We start from the raw sequence: 2,441 nt of genomic DNA, 5'->3' as shown, positions 1-2,441 counted from the left end.
CGATTGGGAAGATAATTGCATATAGACATTGATAATCAATAGCTTATAACAACCAATTATCAACTAATCACTAAAACAACAAATCTAACAAATCTAACAAATCTAACAAATCTAACAACTAACAATTATGTTTAGTGAATGAATGTAGGAATAGAAAAAGTTGTATATAACATTATATATATAAATATATATATATTTATATATATAGTATATAATTGTATTTTTCCTATCGGTACTAACTAACAAAAAAGTTAATTGTTAGTTGTTAGATTTGTTAGATTTTACCGAAATAAACAAGTTACACCCTTATAATTACAAAGATTGCATATATATGCATAAACCATACCATGCAATTGCATACGTGAAAATAAATAGTTTGCGCCGCGCCGGGCAAAACAGGTGCGTCAGGGTATTGCATAATTCAAAACTTTTTCGTACCTTTGTAGGGTAAACCAAAAACTAATGCTATGACACTATTCGACCAAATTTTGACCCTTATCGCTTTCCCGTTTTTCTTTGTAATCCAGTGTATTACGGTAGACGATGTGTTTTCAAACCACCTTATCTCTGGAGACAACCTTGTTTCAAACAAGCCTATCGCAAGGAGAAGTGTCGGCCTGACCGATGCCCTTAGTTCAAGTAAGGTCATCTTGGGAGACGGGGTAGTATCAAACTATTTGGTCTCTTCGGGATGAGGGTGTATCAAAAATGAAAGCTAAAATTTATTTTGATACACTCTCAAGCTGATTGGCATTCATTCTTATTTAATGCGTTTCGCTTTCCATACGGCAAAGAGCAGTCCCGATACGATGAAAGCGGCTATTGCCGAGATATAGCCTACGACGGGGGGCAATCCGAAACTATTGCCGGAGACGAGCAGGAAAGAGAGGCAGACCGCCGTCATGAACATAGCCGGCAGGAGGGTAATCCAATAATTCTTTTGCTTGCGTACCAGGTAGACCGTCAGGGTCCAAAGCGTGAATACCGCCAAGGTTTGGTTTGCCCAGCCGAAATAGTTCCATATCACGTTGAATCCGTCTTCGTCGGCGATGTTATACCACAACAATGCCAAGGTGACTCCGAATACGGGGATGCAGATATAGATGCGCTTACGGATGGAGTGTTGCTCCAAATGCAGGAACTCGGCGATGATGAGCCGCGCGCTCCGCAGGGCAGTGTCTCCGCTGGTAATCGGGGCGGCTACTACTCCCAATATCGCCAAAGCCCCGCCGAATGCTCCCAGCCAGCCTTGTGAGACCGTTGTAACGACTTCGGGGGCTTGGAGCGTGGCGGGTACGCCTAACTCTCCGGCTGCTCCTCCGTAGAAGAAATACATCGAGACCGTAGCCCAAATCAAGGCTACTACGCCTTCGGTTATCATGGCGCCGTAGAACAACGGGCGTCCCTGGCGTTCGCTCTTGATGCACCGTGCCATAAGCGGGCTTTGGGTGGCATGGAAACCGCTGATGGCTCCGCAGGCTATGGTGATGAACAGGCAAGGGAATATGGTGCCCGAAGAGGGGTTCATGTTGCTAAGCCCGTCGGTCAGTTCGGGCAGGGAGGGCCATTTGACGAAGAGCACCGCCATCAGAGCCACCGCCATAAACAGCATGGCTATGGCAAATATCGGGTAGATGCGCCCGATGATTTTATCGATAGGCAACATGGTGGCGAGGAAATAATAGGCGAAGATAATCAGGCACCAGATATAGACCCACGAAAGGGAGTCGCTGCAGAGCTTGCCTAAAATAATGGCAGGGCTATAGACGAATACCGCACCCACCATCAGCAGGAGGAATACGGAGAAGACCAACATCACTTTCTTGGTGCGTCCGCCTAAGTAGGCGCCTACCAATTCGGGCAGTCCGGCACCTTTGTGACGCATCGAAAGCATCCCGCTCAGGTAGTCGTGTACGGCTCCGGCAAAGATACATCCCAATACAATCCACAAGTAAGCGGAGGGTCCGAACTTGGCGCCCATAATCGCGCCGAAGATAGGTCCCGTTCCGGCGATGTTCAAGAACTGGATCATAAAGATTTTCCATCCGGGGAGTACAACATAATCGACTCCGTCTGCCATGCTTACCGCAGGGGTAGGGCGGTCGTCGGGAGCGAACACACGCTCTACGATATGCCCGTAAACAAGATAGCCCACCACGAGGGCTATCAGGCTCAATACAAATGTTATCATAGTTTTATCAGTAATTAAATTGTTCCGTATTGTAACAAATCGCCGCAAAACTACGAATAATTCTTTAAATATGCTTGGTTTTTATTGAATTAATTAGAAACGCAGATTAGCGCAGATTTTCGCGGATATTTATTTTTAATTTTAGAAACTGTTTTGAATTGATTTAAGAATAATGTTATAGGGCTACATACAATTCAGAATCAGCCGGTCAATTGGAAAAATGTTATATCTTTACAGGTACCAAACAATA

2 protein-coding genes are annotated in these 2,441 nt (G+C 44.9%); one reads left to right on the top strand and one right to left on the bottom strand.

Annotated elements, in window-relative coordinates:
* The first annotated feature begins 467 nt into the window (after positions 1–467).
* Complete coding sequence (locus tag B5F91_RS14665; protein ID WP_087429756.1) at positions 468–695, top strand: hypothetical protein; 228 nt, start codon at positions 468–470, stop codon at positions 693–695.
* Positions 696–760: 65 nt separating this feature from the next.
* On the opposite strand, the gene B5F91_RS14660 is transcribed toward B5F91_RS14665, so the two are convergent.
* The gene (locus B5F91_RS14660; RefSeq protein WP_087429755.1) at positions 761–2,191 is read right to left on the bottom strand and encodes a carbon starvation protein A; all 1,431 of its coding nucleotides are present in this window, start codon (positions 2,189–2,191) and stop codon (positions 761–763) included.
* Between the last annotated feature and the right edge of the window lie 250 nt (positions 2,192–2,441).

This window comes from Bacteroides sp. An322 (assembly GCF_002161765.1).
Classification (GTDB): domain Bacteria; phylum Bacteroidota; class Bacteroidia; order Bacteroidales; family Bacteroidaceae; genus Phocaeicola; species Phocaeicola merdavium.
Note: the sequence above shows the minus strand (reverse complement) of the source record. Positions and strands in the feature narration are given on the sequence as shown.